An 18,135-nucleotide genomic window follows, 5' to 3' on the forward strand; every position below is an offset into this window, starting at 1 on the left:
GAACCGCACCCGGCGATCCGGATACGAACGTCGCCCACCCTAGTCGCTGGCGGTCGTCATGGTGCCGTTGAAGGTGCGGCCATCGCGCCAGTAGGTGAACGGCACCTGCTGACCGATCTTCGTCGTGCGCACGGCCACCGTCAATTCGTCGGCGCTCTCGATGGTACGGCCGTTGAACGAGGTGATCACGTCGCCTTCACGGACCCCGGCGGCCGCCGCCGGACCCCCGTCGACCACGTTGCGGATCTGAGCCCCGAGAACACGGTCGTTACGCACCGAACTCGCACTCACCCCGATCTGCGGATGATTCACCTTGCCGTCACGGATGAGCGTCTGCGCGATCGGGATGGCCTGATTGATCGGGATCGCGAAGCCAAGGCCCACCGATCCCCCGGCGCCGGAGGCGATCGCGGTGTTGATGCCGATGACGGCCGCCGACTCGTTCACCAGCGGCCCACCGGAATTGCCCGGGTTGATCGACGCGTCGGTCTGGATCGCGTCGATCACCGCGTCGGTGTCGGAGTCGGCGTCGGGCGCCAAGGGCACCGCGCGGTGAGTGGCGCTGATGATGCCGCTGGTGACGGTGCGGTCGAGGCCCAGGGGCGAGCCGAAGGCCACCACTTCCTCACCGATCTGCAAATCGTCGGAGTTGCCGATCTTCGCCACCGTCAGGTTGTCGACGTTGTCGACCTTGAGAACCGCCAAGTCGGTGCGGATGTCGCGTCCCACGATGCGGGCGGGCACGCGCTGACGGTCGAAGAACACCACCTCGAGCTTGGCGCTGGTGTCGTTGGCGGCCATGGAGATGACGTGATTGTTGGTCAGGATGTAGCCGGCCTTGTCGATGACGAAACCCGATCCGGTGCCGTAGGCGCTCGCGGTGCGCACGTCGACGGAGACCACCGATTTCTCCACCGCCTGCGCAACCTTCGCCACCGCGGATCTCGGCTGGTCACCGGAATCGGAACCACCCGTGGAGAGGGTCACCGTGTCGCTGTTCAGCGGCGCGGCCACCTCGGCGGTGTACCGGCCCACCAGGCCGCCGACCACCCCGATCAACAAGGCGATCACCGCGAGCGACGCCAAGGCATGCCACGCGATCTTGTTACCGAACAGCACATCCTTCACCGACAACTTGGGTCCGGCGACGGTAGGTGCCTCCCGCGTCGGAGGGGCGAGAGCAGGGGTGTCGAGGGAGGCGGGGCTCTCCGGGTCGCGCCACGGGTCGGGCGACGACGCAGGCTGCTCGTCGACGCCGAAGGTGGCGAGCGGGTCGCGCTGCAGCGTGTCGGTGGTGCCCTCGGGACGCCCGAAGGCCTCGGCCAGCACCGGATCCGGCGGCGCGATCTGCGGCTGCGGCCCGCGGGTCTCCCCGGGAGCGTTCGCGAAGGAGCCGTCCACTCCGGCGGGCCGGCCGAAGACCTGGGCCGTCGACGGTGACACCGGAGCGTGCCGGGGTGCCGCGTCGTGGGAATCGACCTGCGACACCGTACCGCCGGTACGCGCCGCGTTTTCGCGGCTGAACGGTGAGTTGTCGGGGGTGGTCGTGTTGTCGGGGGAGGTCGTGTCGTCGTCGGCCACGTGTCAGCGGCCTCGCCAGCGGTTCATGCGGCCTCGCGTGCCCGGCACATCGACCGGGGGAAGGCCGGCGGGGAAGGACATCGGGGGCTGCTGGGCCGGGCGGCCGCGGCCGGCACGATGGTCGGCGCGGATCTCCGACAGATCGATCTCGCGGGTCGGGATCTCGGCCAGCTGGCCGAGCAACGAATCGGGAACCGACACCGCGCCGGACTCGCGCAGCCGGGTGCGCGCGGCGAGCTGGGCGTCGACCGCGGACATGCACTCCGGGCACAGGGTGAGGTGGTGGGTGGCGCGCACGTGGGCGGTCATGCCGAGCTCACCGTCGACGAACGCGGCGACGGCCTCGGGTGCCAGGTGCTCGGTGGAGGCGAACCGCTGGCCACCGCGCGTGCGGGGCTGCTGATGCGTCGGGTTTGCGGAGAAGGATGTGGTGGCCGGTGTCCAGCTCGAGGGATTCCATGCGGAGCGACGACGTCGGCGCAGGTTCTCCGGCGTCACGTCGTCGCCGAGCGTTCCGGAATCCTGTCGACCCCGTCGGCCGTCCATCATCTGTCCCCTCACCCCTCTCCACGGGCTGGCATTCGTCGCACGGATTCATGCGCGGTGTGTCGGCACCACAGCCTATCCGAAGCTGCCAACGGATCAGCGTCGTGAGGGGTTCCCCGGGTCGTGTCAGGAGCCGACGGCGACCGAACGACGATTGTCGTGGCCGCGGGCGGCGAGATGATCGCGAATGGTCTGCCGGCCGCGGTGGATGCGACTGCGCACGGTGCCCAGCTTCACACCGAGGGTCGCGGCGATCTCCTCGTACGACAGACCTTCGATGTCGCACAACACAACGGCGGCGCGGAAATCCGGCGTGAGCGAATCGAGCGCGTCCTGCAGGTCCGGGTCCAGATTGGCATCGGCGTAGACCTGTTCGGGATCAGGGGTGTCGGCCGGAACCCGGTCGTACTCCTCGGGCAGCGCTTCCATGCGAATCTTGTTGCGGCGCCGCACAATGTCCAGGAAGAGATTGGTCGTGATGCGGTGCAGCCAGCCCTCGAAGGTGCCGGGACGGTAGTTCGACAGCGAGCGGAACACCCGGATGAAGGTCTCCTGGGTGAGATCCTCGGCATCGTGCTGATTGCCCGACAGTCGGTAGGCGAGGCGGTACACCCGGTCGGCGTGCTCCCGGACCAGTTCGTCCCAGGACGGCATCAGGTAACTGTCGCCGGTCGCGTCGAATCCGGCGGTACCGGTCGGCGGATCGACGATCTCGCCGGGGAGCGACGTGGCATCAGACTGCGACGTGGCATCAGACTGCGACACGGAATCAGACACGGTGATGGCCGGTTCCTTTCTCGCGATGATCGTCGGGTGCCGAAATCACGTCCATCCCCTCCGATGCATGTTTACTGTGGTGAACCCCGGATAGCGACGCGGTATTCCGTGCCCGTTCCGGGGGTGTGGACTCACCTTCTCCCACCGTTCCGTGGTCGCCGTGTGAGGTGCCTGAGGTTTCACTGAGTAAGTCGGAGCCGCCGTCGAAGCGGATGGGTGCTTCCCGTGATCGCGCTGGTAGGGCGCGCCGCTCCCGGTTGTCCGCCGGAGCGGCCTAAGGTCACTGGCATGACCGACTCAGGCCCGGACGGCGCCGGCGCACCGGCCGCCGCGATGATCGACTACGCGGAATCGGCGATCGTGGAGGACGACGCGCTGGTGGCCGCACGCGCTCGTGCCACCGAGTTGGGGGCATCCCCGGTGAGCCCCGCGGTCGGCGCGCTGCTCGCGTTGCTGGCACGCAGCGGCAACGCACGCGCGGTCGCCGAGATCGGCACCGGCACCGGGGTGAGCGGACTCTGGCTGTTGAGCGGGATGGCTTCCGACGGGGTGCTGACGACCATCGATCCCGAACTCGAACATCATCGGGCAGCGCGCGCATCGTTCGCCGGCGCCGACATCGCGCCCGGTCGCACGCGGCTGATCAACGGCGCTCCCCGCGAGGTGTTGCCGCGACTGTCGGATGCGTCCTACGACCTGGTGTTCATCGACGGACCGCTGATCGATCTCCCCGCCTTCGTCCGCGAGGCCGTCCGCATGCTGCGCCCGGGTGGTGTGGTGGTGGTCCACAATGCGACCGCGTCGGGTGCGGTGGGCGATCCGGACCGTACCGATCCGCTGACCTCCGCGGCCCGTGAGGCGGCGCTGGCCATCGCCGACGACGACCGTTTGCTGCCGGTGGTGATCCCGCTCGGTGAGGGCGTGCTGGCGGCCGCGAAGGCACGCTGACGCCGGCGCCCTGGTCCGCGCGCGGTCCCGGTCAACCCCCGGGCCGGCAGAATCACACGTCGGTGGAGAACCGCACCCCACCGTCGGGAAGCTGCACGCCAGGCCACACCCGGGCACCACGCAACAGTTCGCAGCGCGCGCCCACCTCGGCTCCGTCGCCGATCACGGTGTCGCGGATGAGCGCCCGGGGGCCGATGCGCGCACCGAAGCCGACGATGCTGCGTTCCACCACCGCGCCGGCCTCGATGACCGCGCCGTCGAAGATCACCGCCCCGTCGAGCCGTGCGCGCGGACCGATCTCGCCGCCGCGGCCGACGACGGTGCCGCCGATGAGGACCGCACCGGGTCCCACGCCCGCTCCCTCATGGACCAGCGATTCCCCGTGGCGGTCACCGAGCGCGGGCGACGGCGCGATCCCGCGCACGAGGTCGGCCGATCCGCGAACGAAATCCTCCGGGGTGCCCATGTCGCGCCAGTACGTGTTGTCGACGTAGGCCTGAACGCGTCTGCCCTCCGCGAGGAGTTTGGGGAACACCTCGCGTTCCACCGACACCTCACGACCCGCGGGGATCATCTCGATGATCTCCCGTTTGAACACATAGGTACCCGCGTTGATCTGGTCGGTGGGCGGATCCTGGGTCTTCTCCAGGAACGCGGTGACGCGGCCCTCGTCGTCGGTGGGCACCGAACCGAAGGCGCGCGGGTCGCCGACGCGCACCAGGTGCAGCGTGACGTCTGCCTCGGTGTTCTTGTGGGTGGCGACGACCTGCTGGATGTCGGTGCCCGACAACACATCTCCGTTGAACACCACGATGTCGGGTGCGGTGAGCTCGTCGAGCACGTTGCGGATTCCGCCGCCGGTGCCGAGTGGTTCGTCCTCGGTGACGTAGCGCAGTCGCATATCGAGTTTGGAGCCGTCGCCGTAGTACTCGGAGAACACGTTGGCCTTGAACGAGGTTCCCAGGATCACGTCGCGGATGCCCGACGCGCGAATCCGCGACAGCAGGTGGGTGAGGAACGGCAGACCGGCGACGGGCAGCATCGGTTTGGGCGCCGACAGGGTCAGTGGCCGCAGTCGGGTGCCCTTACCGCCGACGAGGACCACCGCCTGCACCTGCGACATGTCGACGTCGACGGAAGGTTGCGCGGCAGGTGTGTGCGTCGCCGGGACGTTGAATCCGGTCACGTAAGGGCTCCTCTTCGGTGGTCAGTGGACGGTGCGGTCGGTCGATCGGCGGGCAGCGCGCACGGCGAGCCACGAGCGCGCCGCGAGTCCCGCACGCAACGCCAGGCGCAGCGGGGCGCGCAGCAATCCGGGATTGCGGTCGGCCTGGAACCGGTAGGCACTGCGGTGGTGCGCGGGCAGCATCGACTCGGGTTCACGTCCGGCGCTGTGCCCCTTGGTGTGCACCACCTCTGCTCCGGGCACATAGACGTTGAGCCATCCGGCCTTGCCGAGCCGGTCGCCGAGGTCGACGTCTTCCATGTACATGAAATACCGCTCGTCGAAGCCACCGATCGCGTCGAACGCCTCCCGGCGGACCAGCAGGCACGAACCCGACAGCCAGCCGACCGGCCGCTCGCTGGGCGCCACGTCGTCGGCCCGATAGGTGGCCGTCCACGGGTTGGATTTCCAGATCGAGCCGAACACGGCGTGGCCGGTGCCCGACACCAGGTCGGGGACACGCCGCGCCGACGGGTAGACCGAACCGTCTGGTTCCCGGATCAGCGGTCCCAGCGATCCTGCCCGCGGCCATCTCGCGGCTGCGGCGACGAGTTCGTCGATCGCGCCCGGCTGCCATTCCACGTCGGGGTTGGCGATCACCACCAGGTCGATGTCCGGGTCGAGTTCGGCGACGGCGCGGTTGATGCCGCCCCCGTATCCGAGGTTGCCGCCGGTGTCGATCACCCGGACGTTCGCATGGTCGCGGGCGGCGGCCTCCGGAGCGCCGTCGCCGGAGCCGTTGTCGGCGATCACCACGGGCGGAAGCGCGCAGCTGGCGTGCTCGAGGCTCTTCAGGAAGGTCTCGAGGTACCCGCCGGACCAGTAGGTGACCGTGACCACGGCCAGCTGGGACGTCATCCGGTCAGGGTAACCAACCGTCTGCACGTCGCCGTGCACCGCTCCGGGCCGCGTCATCCGGTCTCGACGGCGTCGTGGGCCACCGCGGCGGCCAACGCCTCGCGCCAGTCGCGAAGCGGCGTCAATCCGGCCGACGTCCACGCCGCGGGCGAGAGCACCGAATAGGCCGGCCGCGGTGCCGGCCGCGGGAACTCGTCGGTGGTCACCGGATGGACACGGGCGGGGTCGGCGCCCAGTTCGGCGAACACCGCACGCGCCACCTCGAACCAGGTCGCCGCGCCCGTGTTGGTGGCGTGCAGGACGCGCCCGGTGACGGTTTCGTCGCCTGCGCGTGCGGCGAGCTCCCACAGACCGGCGGCAAGGTCACGTGCATAGGTGGGCGACCCGGTCTGGTCGTCGACGACGCTGATGACGTCCCGCTCGGATTCGAGGCGGCGCATGGTGCCGACGAAGTCGCGGCTGCCGGGACCACCGGTGTAGACCCACGCGGTGCGTACCACGGTGGTGTGGGGGTCGGCGGCACGGGCGGCGAGTTCGCCGTCGAGTTTGGTGGCCCCGTAGACGGTGTCGGGGGTGACCGTGAGGTCGACGTCATCCGGCTCGTACGGGGTGGTCCTGACCTGCATTTCCGGCGCATCATCGCTGCGCCCGCCCGCGGCGGCACCACCGAAGACGTAGTCGGTGGAGATGTGGATCAGCCACGCCCCCACTCCCGCGGTGCGGGTGGCCAGGTGCCCCGGTCCGATTGCGTTGACCAGGGCGGCGCCCTCGGGGTCGGATTCGGCGCCGTCGACGTTGGTGTAGGCGGCACAGTTGATCAGCACGTCGCCGCGCGCCAGGTCAGCGAGTGCGGTACGTACCGACGCGGCGTCGGTGATGTCGATGTCCGCGGAGGTGAGAGGGACGATCTCCCATCCGGGGCGCGGGTCGTTGAGCAGGGCGGATCCCACCTGACCTGCCGCTCCCACCACCCACAGCCTGCCCACGGGAAACGCTGACCCCCCGGTGGCCGACTCGTGCATGTGCACATCGTGCCGTACCGAAACTGCGATCGCTCGCCGAGCGCTGTGATGTGACCGATGCCGCGTCGTCTGGTCGGGCCGTCTGGTCGGGTGTCGGCGTTGCGTCGGTGGATTCTTTGTTCACTTCAGTAGCCTGGCGTCAGAACAACAACATCAGTAACGGCCACCACTCGAACAACGGCATGCTCATGTGTCCCGTCGGCAACGCGACGCCGGTGGGTGCCCGGCTTTCACCGCCGGTGCTGCCAGGCTTCGACGAACGCAAAGGATCACCCACCCGTGGAGTCTCGACCCGAAGGCGCGCGACGCCGACCCGGCGTTCCGCGCGGCGACGAGCCCCACGCCGCGCGACGTCGGCGTCCACCGGCGGCCGACGGTCGTGACCAGGGATCATCCCCGCGTGCGCGGCGCGCACAGCCGCGACCGGACGAGACCACTCCGCGTGCCCGCAAACAGCAGCCCCGTGTCGAGACGAGCGCACGGGGGGAATTGGCGCGCGGGACAGAACAGCGTGGGTCGGCACAGCGTGGGTCGGCACAGCGTGGGTCGGCACAGCCGAAGCGTGGGCCGGCGCAGTCGCAGCGCGAGTCCGGGCAGCGGCCACGGCCCGTCGACGCCGACGCCGACGCCACGCAACCGGCCGCGCGGCCCGGGCGGGCGTCGAAACAGCGCACCTCGGGTGAGATCCACACCCGCGACGGGCGACAGAAGGCCGGGAAACCCCGGACCAAGCCTGCTCGGTCCACAACTGCTCGGCCGACAGCTGCTCAGCCGACGGCTGCTCGGCGGGAGGCGCCGCCGGCGTCGCCCGATGCCGACGTGGCAGGAGCCACTGCGCCGCCGGCACCGCCCGGTCGTCGCGGTCGGCTGTCCCTGGGCGGGTTCGACTCACGTAAGACCTGGGGACGCGGCCTGGTGGCGCTGGTCTCCGTCGCCGTGCTGCTGTGCACGGGTTACGCGTGGAAGAGCATGAACGGGCTCTCCAACAGCATCACCCAGCTCGCCGGACTGGGCCTCGGTGGCGCCGACGACGGGGCCGTCGACATTCTCTTGGTGGGAATGGATTCACGCACCGACGCGAAGGGCAATCCGCTGTCGGAGCAGGAGTTGCGCTGGCTGCGTGCCGGCGACGACGTATCCACCAGCACAGACACCATCCTGCTGATCCGCATCCCCAACGACGGATCGTCGGCGACGGCGATCTCGATCCCGCGCGACTCATATGTCGAGGTGCCCGGAATCGGCAAGTCCAAGATCAATGCGGCCTACGGAACCACTCGGGAGGGCGTTCGCCGCCGCGCGGTGGAAGCGGGCAAGAGCGAGCCGGAGGCCGAGCGCGAAGGCACCCTCGCCGGCCGCAAGGCCCTGATCGACACCGTTGGGGATCTGACCGGGGTGCACGTCGACCACTACGCCGAGGTGGGATTGCTCGGCTTCGCCCTCCTGACAAAGGCCGTCGGCGGGGTGGATGTGTGCCTGAAGGAGCCGGTGGACGAACCGCTCTCGGGTGCCAAGTTCCGGGCCGGGCGTCAAACGCTCAACGGGCCGCAGGCTCTGAGTTTCGTTCGGCAGCGCCATGATCTGCCGCGCGGTGACCTCGACCGCATCACGCGCCAACAGGTGTACATGGCGTCGTTGACGCAGAAGATCCTCTCCGCGCACACGCTCACCGATCCCTCCAAGCTCGGCGACCTCGAGAACGCGGTGTCGCGATCTGTGGTGATCGACGACGACTGGGACATCGTCCAATTCGCCGAGCAGCTCAAAGACCTCTCGGGCGGCCGGGTCAAGTTCGCCACGATCCCGGTGGTCGACGAGCAGGGCTGGAGCGAGGACGGTCAGCAGAGCGTGGTGACCGTGGACCCCAATGCGGTACAGGCATTCACCACCAAACTGCTCGACGGGCAGCGTCCGAACGCGCCGACCCAGCGCAGCGACTACAAGGTGGATGTGGACAACGCCGGCACCATCGACGGACTTGCCGGCAACGTGTCGAACATATTGACCAACAAGGGTTTCCAGGCCGGTAAGACCAGCAGCACACCCGCCAACATCCAGGACTCGGCGATCTACGCACGCTCCGCCGACGACGCCGGTGCGCTGCTGCTGTCCCGCGATCTCGGCGGGATGCGTGTGGTGGCCGACCCCTCACTGCCCGAACATCAGCTGAAACTGTTGCTGACCAACACCTTCGACGGCCCCGGATCGATCTCGGACACCGGAACGCAGGCCGACAACACGCCCGCCAGCGAGCGCGTGGGGAACAATGCGCCGCCGATCACGGCAGGCACCGACGGACCGGTCTGCGTGAACTGATGGCCGGCGACACCCTGACCGACGATTTGTTCGCCACCGTCACCGACTGGACGCGGCCGCTTCTCACCTTCTACGACGATCGGACCGGTGAACGTACCGAGTTGTCGGCGGCGACGCTCGGCAACTGGGCAGCCAAAACCGCGAACTTCTTGGTGGCCGAGATCGGTGTGTTCCCAGGCGATCTCGTCGTCGTCGATCTTCCCGAACACTGGCAGACCGCTGGAATCCTGCTGGGTGCGTGGTGGTCGGGGGCGCAGGTGCTGCTCGACGGTGACGATGCCGACGAGGCCGTGGTGGTGCTGACCAGCCGTGAACGACTCGATCGGTACCCCGACGCCGACGAGGTGCTGGTGGCGTCGCTCGATCCGTTCGCGCTGGGCGTCCGTGATCTGCCGGTGGGTGTCGGCGACTATGCGTCGGCGGTCCGGGTGCACGGCGATCAGTACCCCGGACTGCGGTACGCCGGAACCGCACTCGATGGCCGGACCGGGCGTGAGATTGTGGCCGATGCCCGTGCCGCCGCAGCGGATTCGGGGATCGCGCCGGGAAGTCGTGTGCTCTCCACCCGCGAGTGGCACACCCGCGACGGCGTCGTCGCGAACCTGCTGGCCCCCCTCAGTGTGGGAGCCAGCCTGGTCTGGGTGGCACCCGGCGACACCACCGACCTCGCCGCGCGGGCCGCCGCGGAGAAGGCGGACGTCGTTCTGGGCTGATGCCCGCGGGGCGCCGCCCACACGTCGAGCGTGCCCACAACCGAGTCGAGCGTGCCCACAACCGAGTCGAGCGTGCCCACAACCGAGTCGAGCGTGCCCAGATCCGCGTTGAGCGTGCCCGGATCCCCGTCGAGCGTGCCCGGATCCCCGTCGAGCGTGCCCGGATCGAGGTCAAACGTGCCCACATCGGCGTCGAACGTGCCCGGATCGGCGTCGAACGTGCCCGGATCGGCGGCGAACGTGCCCGGATCGGCGGCGAGCGTGCCCACATCGGCGTCGAACGTGCCCGGATCCCCGTCGAGCGTGCCCACCCGCCCGTCGAGCGTGCCCGGATCGGCGTCGAGCGTGCCCAGATACTCGTCGAATGTGTGTCGCCTCCTTGGTCGGGCGACCGCACTGGTCGAGCCGTGACCGCTGCTCGAGTCCCTGACCGCTGCTTAAGTCCCTGACCGCTGGTTGAGTCCCTGACCGCTGCTCGAGTCCCTGACCGCTGCTTGAGTCCTGACCGCTGCTCGAGTCTTGACCGCTGGTTGAGCTTGTCGAAACCACCCGCAGGCACGCTCGACGATGAAGTGGGCACGCTCAACTCGGATCTGGGCACGCTCGACGATGAACTGGGCACGCTCGACTCGGAAGTGGGCACGCTCGACGATGAAGTGGGCACGCTCAACTCGGAAGTGGGCACGCTCGACGATGAAGTGGGCACGCTCGACGATGAAGTGGGCACGCTCAACTCGGATGTGGGCACGCTCGACGATGAACTGGGCACGCTCGACGATGAAGTGGGCGGTGAGGCACAGTGGCTGTATGCAGTTGCCGCGCACGCTCGCCCGCTTCAACAAGGTCGTCACCAACCCGATCCAACGCCAGTGGGCTCCGCGACTTGCGCCCTGGGCGATGATCGAACACACCGGACGCACGTCGGGCAAGGCCTACTCCACGCCGGTCCTGGCGTGGGTGAGCGGGAGCGTTCCCGACCAGAAGATCTCGATCGTGCTGAACTACGGAGCCGATACCGACTGGGTACGTAACACGCTCGCTGCGGCATCAGCGGGAGTCATCCGAAAAGGCAAGCACTACAGACTCATTCGCCCCAGCATCATTCCTGCTGATTCCCCCGACCTCCCCAAGGGCGCACGTGTGTCGGCGATGCTGGCCGATTGGGCGTTGATCGCCACCCTCGTTCCGGCCGAATCGGCACCCTGAGACCGGACTCGACGGACCGGTCGACGCCAGGATCTCTCAGCTACCGCCGAGCAACCGTTCGCGCAACACCGCGTCCTTGTCCAGCACCAGCCTCTCGAGGCTCTGTTGGAACTCCTCCATTCGAGCGCGGAGCCTCGGATCGGCCGATGCGAGGATACGAACGGCGAGCAGCCCCGCGTTGCGGGCACCGCCGATCGAGACGGTGGCCACGGGAACACCGGCGGGCATCTGCACGATCGACAGCAGCGAGTCCATTCCGTCCAGGTACCGCAACGGCACCGGCACCCCGATCACCGGCAACGGGGTTGCCGACGCCACCATGCCCGGAAGGTGCGCCGCACCGCCCGCGCCGGCGATGATCACCTCGATCCCCTCTCCGGCGGCACTCTTCGCGTAGTCGAGCATGCGCTGCGGGGTGCGATGGGCCGACACCACGCCCACCTCGAACGGCACATCGAACTCGGCGAGCGCCTCGGCGGCGGCTTCCATCGTCGGCCAGTCGGAGTCGCTGCCCATGATCAGGCCGACCCGCGCCCTGTTCCGGACCGGCATGGTCTCGGCAGGGCTGGTCGCGGCCGCGTTCGTCTCGCTCGCGCTCACCTCGTCCGAGACGAGCTCGGTAGGCCCGGCATCGTGGTCTGCACCACCGTTCGCGTGCTCCCCCGAATCGGCGTGCTCCCCCGAATCGGAATGCTCAGCGTCGAACTCGTCGCTCATGAGTGTGGGTCCCATCCATCGGTCCAGTGCGCGTGTGACATCCAATGCGCGGCGCGTTCCGCGCGTTCCCGGGTCGATTCCACCGAGTCGCCCAAGCCTCCGACGATGTTGACATGTCCGATCTTGCGGTCGGCCCGCTCCCCCTTGCCGTAGAGGTGAACCTTCGCCTCGGGCATGCGCGCCATCAGGTGATGCAGCCGCTCGTCCATCGACATCTCCGGCGCCTGCTCGGCCCCGAGAATGTTCGCCATCACCGTCACCGGCGCACGGGCCGCCGCGGCACCCAGCGGATAGTCGAGAACAGCACGCAAATGCTGCTCGAACTGCGAGGTCACCGCACCGTCCATCGTCCAGTGGCCACTGTTGTGCGGCCGCATCGCGAGCTCGTTGACCAGGAGATCCCCTTCGGTGGTCTCGAACAACTCCATCGCCATGACGCCGACCACCCCGAGTTCCGCCGCGAGCCGAAGGGCCATCTGTTCGGCACGTTCGGCCACCTCGCCGTCGAGTCCCGGCGCAGGCGCGATCACCACCGCACACTGGCCTTTGCGCTGCACCGTCTCCACCACCGGCCACGCGGCTCCCTGACCGAACGGCGACCGCGCGATCATCGCCGACAATTCGCGCCGCATCTCGACCTTCTGCTCGACGATGAGATCGGCGCCGGCGTCGAACTGTTCGTCGAAGACGGCCATCGCCGCATCCCGGTTGTCGACGATCCACACGCCCCGACCGTCGTAACCACCGCGGATCGCCTTGAGCACCACCGCCCAGTCGTGGCGTTCACCGAACTCGATCAAACGGGCCCGCGCCACACCGAGATCGGCGGCGAGATCGGCGAAATCGGGCACCGGCAACCCCAACTCGGCGAGCCGAACCCGCATCGCGAGCTTGTCCTGGGCGAAGTGCAGGGCCGCCGACGGTGGCCGTACCGCCACACCCTCGGACTCAAGAGTCTGCAGATGACGCAGCGGAACGCCCTCATGGTCGAAGGTGAATGCCGTCGCTCCCGCGGCGGCCGCACGCAGGTCACCGATGTCGTCGTGAGATCCCACCACCACGTCCGCACTGACCTGCGCGGCCGGATCGTCCGCAGAGGCCGCGAGAACCCGCAAACACTGGCCGAGCGCGATGGCGGCCTGATGTGTCATCCGCGCGAGCTGCCCGCCACCGATCATCGTCACTGTAGGCATGCCGGTCTCCGACCGGGTCGGCATGCCGGTCTCCGACCGGGTCGGCACGCCGGTCTCCGACCGGGTCGGCATGCCGGTCTCCGACCGGGTCGGTGCATCTCGCGAAGTCACGCGGTCCATCGTGGCATGTCCGACTCGTCAGTCGCATATCCGACCGCCGCCGGGCGATCAGATCGGGTTTGTACACTCAGATCTTGTGCCTTTCATCGATGACGCGGTAGCTCGCCTTCCGGAGCCGATCCGCCTCCGATTGATGAAGCACCATGAACTCATCAAATTCGCCCTCGTCGGCGGCACGACGTTCGTGTTCGACCTGGTGATCTTCTACGCCCTCACCTTCTCGGTGCTCGGCAACAAACCGGTCGTCGCGCGCATCATCTCCGGAACGCTCGCGGTGATCCTGAGTTACATCCTCAATCGCGAGTGGGCGTTCAAGAACCGCGGCGGGCGCGAACGTCACCACGAAGCGTTCCTGTTCTTCTTCATCAGCGGCATCGGCGTCCTACTGGCCGCCGCACCGCTGTGGCTGGCCAACAACGTGTTCGACCTACGTTCCAACCTCGATCCCCTGCAACTGGCGGTCATCGACTTCATCCTGGGCTTCCTCATCGGCAACATCCTGCAGATGGCGTTCCGGTTCTGGGCCCTGCGGAAGTTCGCCTTCCCGGTCGAACAGCTCAGCGGGGGTGAGGCCGGTTCCACCGACCTGCATCCCACCGAGGACGAACTCAACGATGAGGAACTCGGTCACGCCTGACGTTCGGCGGGGCGTCGACCGCCCGTGGACCGCCCGACGCTTCGCCGGTGTCACCGCTGCTGCCGTCGACGACACCCTCACGTGCGGTCGGCACCACGATGGCGAACACCGGCGGTCGTCGCGAGGTGAGTTCGAGTCGACCACCGTCGGCCTCGATCAGAGCGCGCGCCAACGACAGTCCCACCCCGCTGCCGAGACCACCCGAGAAGCCGCGGCGAAAGATGACAGACGCCTCGTCGTCGGAGACGCCCGGCCCCTCGTCGGACACCGTGATCCGGAGCATGTCTCCCTTGAGGTCGCTCACCGCGATCCGGCATTGCCCGGTCCCGTGCTGCAGTGCGTTGTCGACGAGGACGCTCACCGCCTCCCGTAGCCTGCCCGGTCCGGCACTGCGCGCCACCCCACCTCCCGAGAAGGACGTGGTCAACACGCGCCCGGCATTCTCGAACGACTGGGAGAAATCGCCTGCAAGCGTCTCCACCAGCCCGGCCACGTCGACGCGCTCGGGTTCGGACGGCTCGTCCCGGGAGGCCGACACCAGATCGTCGAGCTCCTTCGCGAGCCGCTCCACCTGTCCGAGCGCGGCCTCAGCCTCGGCAACCACGGCCGGATCGTCGTGCAACGAAAGCTCGTCGAGCCGCAGCTGGATGGCCGTGAGCCTGCTCCGGATCTGATGCGACACGTCGCCGACGATCTGCCCCTCACGCTCGAGTCTCAGGGCGATCTCGGTGTTGGCGTCGCCGAGAGCCCGCGACAACCGGTCGAGTTCGTTGATGCCGTAGGACTTCCACTGTGTCCGGAAGTCACCGCGCGCCATCGCCGCGGCCCGGTCGGCCAGGTCGGTGACCGGGTCGGCGATCCGTCCGGCCGTCACCGCCGCCACCACCGTGCCCGCCGCCACCGATCCGGCCACCACGATCGACACGATGCCGATCGCGGCCAGCTGATCGCTGCGAACCGAATTGAGCGGGATCTCCAGGATCAGGGTGCCCGCGTTACCGAGTCCGATGGAGTCGGTCATCGCGGGTCCATCGATCTGTGCGCCGATCGATCGGGAGCGCACACCGCCGTCGGTGGCGTAACGCAGTGTGAGCCGGCCGTCCTCGGGAAGCAGCAGGCGCAGCGATTCGCTGTCGATCACCGCGGGGTCGATCCGATCGTCGGCCTGCGACTGCCGGATCACCTGATCGGAAATCACCTTCAGACGCGAATCGAGAGTCTGATGAGCACTGTCGGCCACCCACCACCATGCGACGACGCTCAGCGGTACACCCAGCAACGCTCCGACCGCCAGGAGCATGGCGATCATCGTGTAGAGGACTCGGCGGCGCATGGGAGCGTATCGGTGGGACTCGGGCGGCTACGAGTCGAACCGGAATCCGACGCCGCGCACGGTCACGATGTGGCGCGGGCGATCACGGCGGTCGTCGCCGATCTTTCGCCGCAGCCACGAGATGTGCATGTCGAGGGTCTTCGACGAGCGCAGGTCCGCCGACCCCCACACCTCGGTCAGGATCTCGTCGCGCGACACCACCTGCCCGGCACGCTCCATCAGGAACCGCAGCAGATCGAACTCGCGGTTGGCCAGCACGATGTCCTGGCCGTTGATCAGCACCCGCCGACCGCGCGCGTCGAGCTGGATGTCGCCCCCGTCGAGCACCACGTCCACCCCCTGGCGGCGGCGCAGCAGGGCACGCACCCGCGCCAGCAACTCGGCCAGCCGGAACGGTTTTCCCACGTAGTCGTCGGCGCCGGCGTCGAGTCCCACCACGAAGTCCACCTCGTCGGTGCGTGCGGTGAGCATCAGCACCGCCAGCTCGGGGCGCTCCACGCGTATCCGGCGACATACCTCGAGCCCGTCCATCTCCGGTAGCCCGAGGTCGAGGATCAGCAGTTCGTAGCGGTGATCGAGTGCCTGCCCCAGCGCCTCGCCGCCGGTTCCCACCACGTCGCAGCCGTAGCCCTCACGCGCCAATGCGCGGGCGAGCGGTTCGGCGATCGCCGCGTCATCCTCGGCGAGCAGTACATCTGTCATCGGTCGGCTTCCAGTCTCGTGTCGGAGGGCATCGGATTCTCCCTGTTGCCATACTCGTCGTCGTCGCGATCGTCGAGGACCTCGTGGTAGAGCATGGCGTGTACCCGCTGCACCCGCGGGATGTCGTCGAAGGACAGCGGTTCGTCCGACGCCGACTCGATGATCAGCGTGCCGGTGCGGAACAGGCGGTCAACCAGCCCGTGACGGAACTCGACGGTGTTGATCCGGCGGATCGGGATGTCGATGCCCGATCGGGTGACGATGCCGTTGCGGTAGATCACCCGCCGGTCGGTGAGCACGAAATGCGTCGACGTCCACGACATGAGCGGACGCACGAAGAACCACACCAGGCAGGCCCCCCAGAGCACCGCGACCGCGATGTAGGCCACCATGGCGACGGTCGGGTCGAAGCCCGCCGAACCGATGACCCCGCACAGCGCCCCGGCCACGGCGGTCGCCACGATGAACAGCAGAAACGGCCCGATCAACCGCTTCCAATGCGGATGTCGATGCAGCACCACGCGCTCACCCGGCGCGAGGTTCTCCCGTGGGTAGGGCATGGATGTCAGCATATCCGCCCCCGACCGGGTGAAACGTCGCACGCCGCCGACGCGACCGTGGCGGTGGACACGCTGAGTACACTCGCCCGCATAGCCGCGTCAAAGGTCAGGAGACTGCATGAGCTACCGCGACCCCCGCGACCCGAGGGATCCCCGCACCGCCAGGTACGAGCCCGGCTACGCCCCGGAATCGCGTGCCTACAGCCAGCCCCCGGAAGGATCGTCGTACACCGAGCGGGCATACCAGCAGCCCCAGTACCAGCAGCCCGAGTATCAGCAGCCCGGAACCCAGCAGCCCGCGCGCAAGCGCATCGGCCCCGACATCAATCCGGGCATGTTCACCGGCGGCGTGGTGATGACCGGCGTGGTGACGGGCCTGGCGGCCTGGCTCGCCGCGTGGGTGATCCGGGCAATCGCCCAGCGCGTCAACGAAGCCGGGAACCTGGGTGTGTGGAATCCGGTGGCACAGGACGAGATCTGGTTCGCGGTCACCGGCTTCGTGTGCGCGCTGGCCGCCGGCGCACTCTGGTACGTGCTGCAGCTGATCACGCCGTCACCCAACCAGTTCTACGTCTGGATCGTGGGCCTGTTGATCGCGGCAGCGGTGGTCATCCCGCTGGTGCTCTCCGCGCAGATCTCCACCGGCATCGGGACGGCGGTGATGCATCTGATCATCGGCCTGCCACTGATCTCGCTGATCCCGGCCATGGGCGAGAAGAGCAAGCGCCGCTGAGTGTTCGGGCCTCGGCAGCGCGACCGGCCACCGGGCCAACCGCCGGCGCCACCGGGCCACCCGGCTACCGGGCCCGGCGCAGGTGCAGCACGTCCCCGGCGGCGGCGGTGACCCGAGCGCCGTCGGGCCGCTGCACCACGATGCGTCCCTGCTCGTCGACATCGGCGGCAGTGCCCTCGAGAACCTCGCCGCCCGGGAGTTGCAGCGTGATCTGCCTGCCGAGGGTGTCGCAGCGTTCCCGGTAACGCGCAGCGACCCCGGCGATGTCGTCGGGCCACGGCTGCGCCGCCAACGCCGTCAGGTATGCCGCGGCCAGCGCTGCGGGGTCCACCGGTGCACCTGTCTCCTCGAGCAGACTCGTCGCGGTGGGCACCGGCAGCTCCGCGGCCGACATGTTCGTGTTGATCCCGATCCCCACCACCACCACGCCACCGTCGGCGGCAGGTGTGAACTCGGCGAGGATGCCGGCGACCTTCTTCTCTCCGACGAGCACGTCGTTGGGCCACTTCAGCACCGGACGCACCCCGGTGGCACGGTCGATGGCCGTGGCCGCGGCGACGCCGGTGGCCAGCGACAACCAGCCGAGCTTCGCGGTGTCCGCACCGGAATCGAGCACGACGGAAATCGCCAGTTGCCCGCCCGCGGGAGCGCTCCACACCCGTGCGTGCCGCCCCCGCCCGGCCACCTGATCGGTGGTGATCCGGACGGTGCCCACGATCCCGGGCTCGAGTGCCCGCGCGGCGAGGTCGGCGTTGGTCGACCCGGTGGACGCCACCACCTCGATCGGCCCCCAGCGGCGCACCCCGGCCTCATCGAGGAGCGAGCCGATCCTGCGTTCGACGTCGTGCGTATCCGGTGCCTCGGCGGTCATGGTGCGAGCCTAGAACGTCACCGCCTGCACGCGGCCGGTTGACGTGCATCACAGCACTCTCGATAGCATCGACTCCC

At 68.6% G+C, this 18,135-nt stretch carries 19 protein-coding genes; 7 read left to right on the plus strand and 12 right to left on the minus strand.

What is annotated here, in order from left to right; translation table 11 throughout:
* Positions 1 to 39: 39 nt before the first annotated feature.
* The 3 genes from ACWDTD_RS05255 to sigE form a co-directional block, all read right to left on the minus strand.
* Positions 40 to 1,581 carry a trypsin-like peptidase domain-containing protein gene (locus ACWDTD_RS05255; protein WP_449746019.1) on the minus strand — a complete coding sequence of 514 codons (1,542 nt, stop codon included), beginning with the start codon at positions 1,579 to 1,581 and terminating at the stop codon, positions 40 to 42.
* A gap of 3 nt (positions 1,582 to 1,584) precedes the next feature.
* Positions 1,585 to 2,130, minus strand: a complete 546-nt coding sequence (locus tag ACWDTD_RS05260; protein ID WP_449746020.1) for a hypothetical protein — start codon at positions 2,128 to 2,130, stop codon at positions 1,585 to 1,587.
* Positions 2,131 to 2,253: 123 nt separating this feature from the next.
* Complete coding sequence (sigE, locus tag ACWDTD_RS05265) at positions 2,254 to 2,904, minus strand: RNA polymerase sigma factor SigE (RefSeq protein ID WP_449746021.1); 651 nt, start codon at positions 2,902 to 2,904, stop codon at positions 2,254 to 2,256.
* Between the two features lie 288 nt (positions 2,905 to 3,192).
* On the opposite strand from sigE, the gene ACWDTD_RS05270 reads away from it, so the two are divergent.
* Positions 3,193 to 3,852, plus strand: a complete 660-nt coding sequence (locus tag ACWDTD_RS05270; protein ID WP_449746022.1) for an O-methyltransferase — start codon at positions 3,193 to 3,195, stop codon at positions 3,850 to 3,852.
* Between the two features lie 52 nt (positions 3,853 to 3,904).
* On the opposite strand, the gene ACWDTD_RS05275 is transcribed toward ACWDTD_RS05270, so the two are convergent.
* From ACWDTD_RS05275 to rfbD, 3 genes are all read right to left on the minus strand, one after another.
* A complete protein-coding gene (locus ACWDTD_RS05275) occupies positions 3,905 to 4,975 on the minus strand; it encodes a sugar phosphate nucleotidyltransferase (protein ID WP_449746230.1) in 1,071 nt (356 codons plus the stop codon).
* Between the two features lie 84 nt (positions 4,976 to 5,059).
* Positions 5,060 to 5,935 carry a glycosyltransferase family 2 protein gene (locus ACWDTD_RS05280; RefSeq protein ID WP_449746023.1) on the minus strand — a complete coding sequence of 292 codons (876 nt, stop codon included), beginning with the start codon at positions 5,933 to 5,935 and terminating at the stop codon, positions 5,060 to 5,062.
* Positions 5,936 to 5,988: 53 nt separating this feature from the next.
* Positions 5,989 to 6,957, minus strand: a complete 969-nt coding sequence (gene rfbD, locus ACWDTD_RS05285) for a dTDP-4-dehydrorhamnose reductase (RefSeq protein WP_449746024.1) — start codon at positions 6,955 to 6,957, stop codon at positions 5,989 to 5,991.
* A gap of 279 nt (positions 6,958 to 7,236) precedes the next feature.
* Here rfbD and ACWDTD_RS05290 point away from each other — a divergent pair, with 279 nt between their 5' ends.
* The 4 genes from ACWDTD_RS05290 to ACWDTD_RS05305 all read left to right on the plus strand — a co-directional run bounded on the left by ACWDTD_RS05290 (position 7,237) and on the right by ACWDTD_RS05305 (position 11,192).
* Positions 7,237 to 9,273, plus strand: coding sequence for an LCP family glycopolymer transferase (locus tag ACWDTD_RS05290; RefSeq protein ID WP_449746025.1), 2,037 nt, complete (start codon positions 7,237 to 7,239; stop codon positions 9,271 to 9,273).
* The gene (locus tag ACWDTD_RS05295) at positions 9,273 to 9,986 is read left to right on the plus strand and encodes a TIGR03089 family protein (RefSeq protein WP_449746026.1); all 714 of its coding nucleotides are present in this window, start codon (positions 9,273 to 9,275) and stop codon (positions 9,984 to 9,986) included. The genes ACWDTD_RS05290 and ACWDTD_RS05295 overlap by 1 nt, the downstream gene beginning before the upstream one ends.
* Complete coding sequence (locus tag ACWDTD_RS05300) at positions 9,986 to 10,435, plus strand: hypothetical protein (RefSeq protein WP_449746027.1); 450 nt, start codon at positions 9,986 to 9,988, stop codon at positions 10,433 to 10,435. Before ACWDTD_RS05295 ends, ACWDTD_RS05300 begins: the two co-directional genes overlap by 1 nt.
* A gap of 358 nt (positions 10,436 to 10,793) precedes the next feature.
* Positions 10,794 to 11,192 (plus strand): nitroreductase family deazaflavin-dependent oxidoreductase, encoded by a 399-nt coding sequence (locus ACWDTD_RS05305; protein ID WP_449746028.1) that lies wholly within the window; start codon positions 10,794 to 10,796, stop codon positions 11,190 to 11,192.
* A gap of 36 nt (positions 11,193 to 11,228) precedes the next feature.
* Here the strand turns inward: ACWDTD_RS05305 and purE are convergent, their stop codons facing one another.
* Both purE and ACWDTD_RS05315 read right to left on the minus strand, forming a co-directional pair.
* Entirely contained in the window at positions 11,229 to 11,744 is a 516-nt protein-coding gene (gene purE / locus ACWDTD_RS05310) for a 5-(carboxyamino)imidazole ribonucleotide mutase (protein WP_449746231.1), read from the minus strand.
* Between the two features lie 161 nt (positions 11,745 to 11,905).
* Positions 11,906 to 13,213, minus strand: coding sequence for a 5-(carboxyamino)imidazole ribonucleotide synthase (locus ACWDTD_RS05315; protein WP_449746029.1), 1,308 nt, complete (start codon positions 13,211 to 13,213; stop codon positions 11,906 to 11,908).
* Between the two features lie 85 nt (positions 13,214 to 13,298).
* Between ACWDTD_RS05315 and ACWDTD_RS05320 the strand changes: the two genes are divergently transcribed.
* Positions 13,299 to 13,859: a GtrA family protein gene (locus tag ACWDTD_RS05320; protein ID WP_449746030.1), complete on the plus strand. Its 561-nt coding sequence runs from the start codon at positions 13,299 to 13,301 to the stop codon at positions 13,857 to 13,859.
* On the opposite strand, the gene ACWDTD_RS05325 is transcribed toward ACWDTD_RS05320, so the two are convergent.
* Genes ACWDTD_RS05325 through ACWDTD_RS05335 form a run of 3 tightly spaced genes read right to left on the minus strand, consistent with a single transcriptional unit; the run spans position 13,831 to position 16,454 of the window.
* Complete coding sequence (locus ACWDTD_RS05325) at positions 13,831 to 15,192, minus strand: sensor histidine kinase (protein ID WP_449746031.1); 1,362 nt, start codon at positions 15,190 to 15,192, stop codon at positions 13,831 to 13,833. The genes ACWDTD_RS05320 and ACWDTD_RS05325 overlap by 29 nt on opposite strands.
* A gap of 27 nt (positions 15,193 to 15,219) precedes the next feature.
* Positions 15,220 to 15,894, minus strand: a complete 675-nt coding sequence (locus tag ACWDTD_RS05330; RefSeq protein WP_449746032.1) for a response regulator transcription factor — start codon at positions 15,892 to 15,894, stop codon at positions 15,220 to 15,222.
* A complete protein-coding gene (locus ACWDTD_RS05335) occupies positions 15,891 to 16,454 on the minus strand; it encodes a PH domain-containing protein (protein ID WP_449746033.1) in 564 nt (187 codons plus the stop codon). The genes ACWDTD_RS05330 and ACWDTD_RS05335 overlap by 4 nt, the downstream gene beginning before the upstream one ends.
* 118 nt (positions 16,455 to 16,572) lie before the next feature.
* Here ACWDTD_RS05335 and ACWDTD_RS05340 point away from each other — a divergent pair, with 118 nt between their 5' ends.
* On the plus strand, positions 16,573 to 17,187 hold the full coding sequence (locus ACWDTD_RS05340; protein WP_449746034.1) for a DUF6069 family protein: 615 nt from the start codon (positions 16,573 to 16,575) through the stop codon (positions 17,185 to 17,187).
* A gap of 64 nt (positions 17,188 to 17,251) precedes the next feature.
* Here ACWDTD_RS05340 and ACWDTD_RS05345 read toward each other — a convergent pair whose 3' ends face one another.
* Entirely contained in the window at positions 17,252 to 18,058 is an 807-nt protein-coding gene (locus ACWDTD_RS05345; protein WP_449746035.1) for a biotin--[acetyl-CoA-carboxylase] ligase, read from the minus strand.
* Positions 18,059 to 18,135 lie beyond the last annotated feature (77 nt).

Source organism: Gordonia sp. NPDC003425, assembly GCF_053588635.1.